General features: G+C 64.2%; 6 protein-coding genes and 1 pseudogene. 4 read left to right on the top strand and 3 right to left on the bottom strand.

The genetic code is table 11. The features are described 5' to 3' along the window. The 3 genes and pseudogenes from EN780_RS26645 to EN780_RS26635 form a co-directional block, all read right to left on the bottom strand. Positions 1–414 (bottom strand): annotated as a pseudogene (locus EN780_RS26645) (SPOR domain-containing protein); the annotation flags it as partial. Between the two features lie 103 nt (positions 415–517). After that, positions 518–2,275, bottom strand: coding sequence for an arginine--tRNA ligase (gene argS, locus EN780_RS26640; protein ID WP_128275779.1), 1,758 nt, complete (start codon positions 2,273–2,275; stop codon positions 518–520). 64 nt (positions 2,276–2,339) lie between these two features. After that, the gene (locus tag EN780_RS26635) at positions 2,340–3,569 is read right to left on the bottom strand and encodes a deoxyguanosinetriphosphate triphosphohydrolase (protein ID WP_128275778.1); all 1,230 of its coding nucleotides are present in this window, start codon (positions 3,567–3,569) and stop codon (positions 2,340–2,342) included. A gap of 69 nt (positions 3,570–3,638) precedes the next feature. On the opposite strand from EN780_RS26635, the gene erpA reads away from it, so the two are divergent. From erpA to EN780_RS26615, 4 genes are all read left to right on the top strand, one after another. Further along, entirely contained in the window at positions 3,639–3,986 is a 348-nt protein-coding gene (erpA, locus tag EN780_RS26630) for an iron-sulfur cluster insertion protein ErpA (protein WP_126054194.1), read from the top strand. A 10-nt stretch (positions 3,987–3,996) separates the two neighbouring features. After that, on the top strand, positions 3,997–4,401 hold the full coding sequence (locus EN780_RS26625; protein WP_127283790.1) for a VOC family protein: 405 nt from the start codon (positions 3,997–3,999) through the stop codon (positions 4,399–4,401). Beyond that, positions 4,398–5,192 carry an exodeoxyribonuclease III gene (gene xth, locus EN780_RS26620; RefSeq protein WP_127283791.1) on the top strand — a complete coding sequence of 265 codons (795 nt, stop codon included), beginning with the start codon at positions 4,398–4,400 and terminating at the stop codon, positions 5,190–5,192. The genes EN780_RS26625 and xth overlap by 4 nt, the downstream gene beginning before the upstream one ends. 79 nt (positions 5,193–5,271) lie before the next feature. After that, on the top strand, positions 5,272–5,507 hold a 236-nt coding region (locus EN780_RS26615), incomplete at its 3' end, for a hypothetical protein (protein ID WP_128275777.1).

The following is a 5,507-nucleotide window of genomic DNA, read 5'->3' as shown; positions in this document are numbered from 1 at the left end:
TTGCGACTCCGCTTCGACCTGGAGCTCCGCATCGGCCTGCGGCTCGGCGGCCGCTTGCGCCGGGGCGCCGAAGTGATGGTCCGCGATATCGTCGAACACGAAGTCCTGGTCGAGCGACGCCGCAAGCTCGTCGTCCAGCGCAACGGAGGCTGCGGTTTCGAAAGCCGGCTCTGGCGGCTGCGCGACGGCGGCACTTTCCTCGGCGCCGAACTCGCCCATCAGCTCCTTCTCGAGGTCGATGTCGAAATCGCTGCCCGCGGCAGGCTGATTGGCGGGCGCAGCCTTCTGGACAGGCACCTGCGGCTTTACCGGCTGGCGCGGGTCGAAACCCATGATCCTGGTGAGTTCCGCAAACGGATCGTCGTCAGCGATGTCGTTGTGATCGGCTACTTTCAGCGGGGTTCTGTCTGCCATTATTGTTCCCGAACTCGCACACAGTCGGACGCCATGGACGTCGCGCAGGGTTGGCCCTTACCAGCGCAATGTGGGCAAAAGGTGACAGGCTTTTTAGTCAAACCTAACGCATCTCGGTGGGCGCTTCGGCCCCAATCAGCGTCAGGCCGGACGTCAAAACGTCCGAAACAGCCTGCACCAGCCCCAGTCTGGCATACGTCAATTGTCGGTCGTTAACCTTAACAAAACGTAAGTCAGGATTATCCGTCCCCCGGTTCCAGTGCCCATGGAAGCTGGAAGCCAGATCGTAGAGGTAGAATGCCAGCCTGTGCGGCTCCAATGCAAGGGCCGCGGACTCAATCAGTCTTGGATATTCAGCCAGCTTCCGGATCAGGCCGATTTCGCCCTCGTCGGAGAGCGAAGACACCGACGCCGTCAGCCGGTTGCGATCGAAATTGGCCTCGCCCAACTGCTCGCTCGCCTGCCGGAACACCGAGTGGCAGCGCGCCGAGGCGTATTGCACGTAGAACACCGGATTGTCCTTCGACTGCTCGGTCACCTTGGCGAAGTCGAAATCGAGCGGCGCGTCGTTCTTGCGGTAAAGCATCATGAAGCGGATCGGGTCGCGGCCAACCTCTTCGACGACCTCGCGCAGCGTGACGAAATCGCCGGAGCGCTTCGACATGCGGACCGGCTCGCCGTCGCGGAACAGCTTGACCAACTGGCAGAGCAGGACGGTGAGCTTCACCTCGTCGCCCGCGACCGCGCGCGCCAGCGCCTCAAGCCGCTTGACGTAGCCGCCATGGTCGGCGCCCAGCACATAGATCAGGTCGACGAAGCCGCGGTCGACCTTGTCCTTGAGATAGGCGACATCGGCGGCGAAATAAGTGAACGAGCCGTCGGATTTGACCAGCGCCCGGTCCATGTCGTCGCCGACGGCGGTCGAGCGGAACAAGGTCTGCTCGCGATCTTCCCAGTCGTCCGGCTTCTCGCCCTTGGGCGGCGGCAGCTTGCCTTTGTAGATATGCCCCTTCAGCGTCAGGTCGGCGATTGCCGAGCGGATCTTCCTGGCATTGTCGGCGTGCAGCGTGCGCTCGGAGAAGAACACGTCGTGGTGCACGTTGAGCAGCGCCAGATCCTCGCGGATCATCGCCATCATGGCATCGATGGTGCGGTTCTTGACGATGGCGAGCGCCTCGTCTTCCGGCATCTGCAAAAGCTTGCCGCCAAACTCCTTTACCAGCGCCTGGCCGACCGGAATGAGATAGTCACCCGGATAGAGCCCGGCCGGTATCTCGCCGATCGCCTCGCCGAGCGCCTCGCGGTAGCGGAGCAAAGCCGAGCGGCCGAGCACGTCGATCTGCGAGCCGGCGTCGTTGATGACATATTCCTTGGTCACGTCGTAGCCGGCGAAGGCCATCAGATTGGCGAGCGTGTCGCCCACCACCGCGCCCCGGCAATGGCCGACATGCATCGGGCCGGTCGGGTTGGCCGAAACATATTCGACATTGGCCTTGCGGCCGCCGCCGATGGTCGAGCGGCCATAGTTGCGGCCCTCGCCGAGCAGCGCCGCCAGGTGCGCCTGCCAGAACCCATCATGCAGCCTGAGATTGACGAAGCCCGGACCGGCGACATCGGCCGCCGCGACGTCGGCGTCGCCACGCAACGCCTCGGCCAGCCTTTCGGCAAGCGCGCGCGGGTTCTGCCCGGTCGGCTTGGCAAGCACCATCGCGGCGTTGGTGGCGAGATCGCCATGGCTGGCATCGCGCGGTGGCTCGACGGCGATGCGCGACAGGTCGAGCGGCTCGCCGTCCTTGTCTTTCAGGTCAAGCGCTTCTACGGCTTTTATGACTCGCGCGTTGAAATCGGCGAAGATGTTCATTGGGTCTGGCTCTGGCGGCTGTGCTAGGGAATCCGGCTCGTTGGCCGGCAAAATCGCGCTCGCCCTAGCTCAAATCGGGCGTGTGGTCAAACAAGCGACGGTGTTCCTTCAGGGCGTAGGTATCGGTCATGCCCGCCAGGAAATCGGCGACGCTGCGCGCCTTGATGCGATCCTGCGCCCTATCGAGGCCTTCGCGCCAGCCGTCGGGCATGGCGCGCGGATCGGCGAAATAGGCATCGAACAGATCCCTGACGATCCCTTCGGCGTCGGCACGCACGCGCATGACCTCGCTGTGCCGGTAAAGATGCTTGTAGAGGAAGGCCTTCAATTCCTTCTCGGTCGCGGCCATGCCGGCGGAGAAGGTCACCATCGTCTCGCCCGCCGCCCGCACGTCGTCGGCGCTTGCCGGCTTCAGGCGCTCGAGATTGGCGTGGGTGGAGGCAATCACGTCCTCGACCATCATGGTGATCTGGCGGCGCATCAGTTCATGGCCTGTGCGCACGGCGTCGAGCGCCGGATAGCGCTCCCGCACTCTCGCCAGGATCGAGCCCGGCAGGGTGACGTTCTCCAGCATGTCGAGCGTCAGGAAGCCCGAGCGCAGACCGTCATCGATGTCATGGGTGTTGTAGGCGATGTCGTCGGCGATCGCCGCGCACTGCGCCTCGATGCCGGCAAAACGGTCGAGCTCGAGATCATGCAGCTCCGAATAGTCGCGGATCGCCTGCGGCACGTGGCCCTTCAGCCCCTGCCCTTTGGCATCGGTCAGCGGCCCATTGTGCTTGACCAGCCCCTCCAGCGTTTCCCAGGTGAGGTTCAGCCCGTCGAACTCGGCATAACGCCGTTCCAGCCGCGTCACCACGCGCAGCGACTGCGCATTGTGGTCGAAGCCACCCCAGGCAGCCATCTTCTCATTCAACGCCTCCTCGCCGGTATGGCCGAAGGGCGTGTGGCCGAAGTCGTGCACCAGCGCCACGGCTTCGGCCAGATCCTCGTCGCCGCGCAGCGCCCGCGCCAGAGCGCGCGCAATCTGCGCAACCTCGATCGAATGCGTCAGCCTGGTGCGGTAGTGGTCGCCCTCATGCGCGACGAACACCTGCGTCTTGTGCTTCAGGCGGCGGAAGGCAGTCGAATGGATGATGCGGTCGCGATCGCGCTGGAACGGCGTACGGGTCGGGCTTTCGGCCTCCTCGAACAGCCGCCCGCGCGAGCGCGCGGGATCGCTGGCATAGGCGGCGCGCGGCCGGTAGCCGAACCCTATGTCGCCGAGAGCATCCTTGCCCTGCCGCTCGTCCATTCACCCACCAGTTGACTTGGCCCCGCCCGCTTCATACCTATCATATGAAACCGAAAGCAAGGTGACGCCATGGGCGCCGATGCCAAGACTGCCATGAAGGTCGAGATGACCGACGCCGCCGCCAAGCGGATCGCCAGGATCGTGTCCGGCGAGCCAGGCAAGACGGCGCTGCGCGTCTCGGTCGAAGGCGGCGGCTGCTCCGGCTTTTCCTACAAGTTCGACCTCGTCGACACACGCAACGACGACGACGTCGCCATCGAGAAGGACGGCGCCACCGTGCTGATCGACGACCTGTCGCTGGTCTATATGGGCGGCTCGGTGATCGACTTCGTCGACGACCTGATGGGCCAGTCGTTCCAGATCAGGAATCCGAACGCCGTCGCCTCCTGCGGCTGCGGCACCAGTTTTTCTGTTTAGCTGAAATCGGATGCCTGCCGTCGGGGCGGTTCGTCAGGTCGCGCTCTCGGCCGGCCGCGATCTCGACATCACGCTCGCCTTCTGGCGTGACGTGCTCGGCATGGGCGTGCATGCGCGCTACGATCCGCCGGGCATCGCCTTCATCATGGCCGGCGACGTGCGCCTGTTCTTCACCGATGGCGTGCCGGCGGGCATCGTCTATCTCGACATTACCGGCCTCGAAGCCTTCCATGCGCAGGCGAAGGCCGCGGGCATTCCCTTCACCGCGCCGCCGGCACTAGTCCATCGCGACACCGAAGGCCAGTTCGGTCCGGCGGGGGAAAGCGAGTGGATGGCCTTCCTAAAGGACCCGGCAGGCAATACGATCGGCCTCGTCGAACGCCTCCCGTCCGAAGATCCCAAGGGCAATCCATGAAAATCGTCACCTGGAACATCAACGGCGTTCGCGCCCGCATCGGCAACCTCACCCACTGGCTGACCGAAAGCGCGCCCGACATCGTCTGCCTGCAGGAGATCAAATCGGTCGACGAACAGTTCCCGCGCGCCGAGGTCGAGGCGCTCGGCTACAATGTCGAGACCCATGGCCAGAAGGGCTTCAACGGCGTCGCCCTCCTGTCGAAACTGCGCTTCGATGAAGTTATCAAGGGCTTGCCCGGTGATGACGAGGACGAGCAGGCGCGCTTCATCGAGGGCGTGTTCTCGACCGACAGGGGCGCGCTGCGCGTCGCCTCGCTCTATCTGCCGAACGGCAATCCGATCGATGACGAGAAGAAGTTCTCCTACAAGCTGTCGTGGATGGCGCGGCTGGAGAGGTGGGCGCAGGAGCGGCTGCGGCTCGAAGAGGCGCTGGTGCTGGCCGGCGACTACAATGTCATCCCCGAAGCCGCCGACGCCCGGTTCCCGGAGAACTGGCTGCGCGACGCCCTGTTCCAGCCGCAGACGCGGCAGGCCTTCCGTCGGCTAAAGAACCTCGGCTTCACCGAAGCGGTGCGCGCCGTCACCGATTCGTCCGATGTCTACACGTTCTGGGACTATCAGGCCGGCGCCTGGCAGAAGAACAACGGCATCCGCATCGACCACCTGCTTTTGTCGCCCGAAGCGGCCAACCGTTTTTCCTCGGCCTCGGTCGAAAAGCATGTCCGCGCCTGGGAGAAGCCATCGGACCATGTGCCGGTGGCGATCGAGCTGGCGCTGCAGCCCGCCTGAGGGCTACTCACGCAAATCTCCGCAAAACCCTGATATCGCCACAAATTGCGCGTTTGATGCGACTTGCTGCGGGGGTTCGATGGCGATCCGGTTTGTTCTTTGCTCGGCTGGCCTTGTGTTGGCGTTGATCGCGCCGGCAACGGTGCTTGCCGCCCAGGCATGCCTTGCCAACGGCAAATCGTTCAAGATTGGTGAGACCGCCTGCCTGACGATTGCCGGCGAAAGCCACCTCGCCCGCTGCGACATGGTGCTCAACAACACCTCGTGGACCAAGATCCATGACGACTGCCCGGGCACGACCCCGCCGGTCATGAC

It is taken from the genome of Mesorhizobium sp. M4B.F.Ca.ET.089.01.1.1 (assembly GCF_004022605.1).
In the GTDB taxonomy this organism is placed as follows: domain Bacteria; phylum Pseudomonadota; class Alphaproteobacteria; order Rhizobiales; family Rhizobiaceae; genus Mesorhizobium; species Mesorhizobium abyssinicae.
The sequence above is the reverse complement of the archived record's forward strand: the minus strand, read 5'-3'. Positions and strand labels throughout refer to the sequence as shown.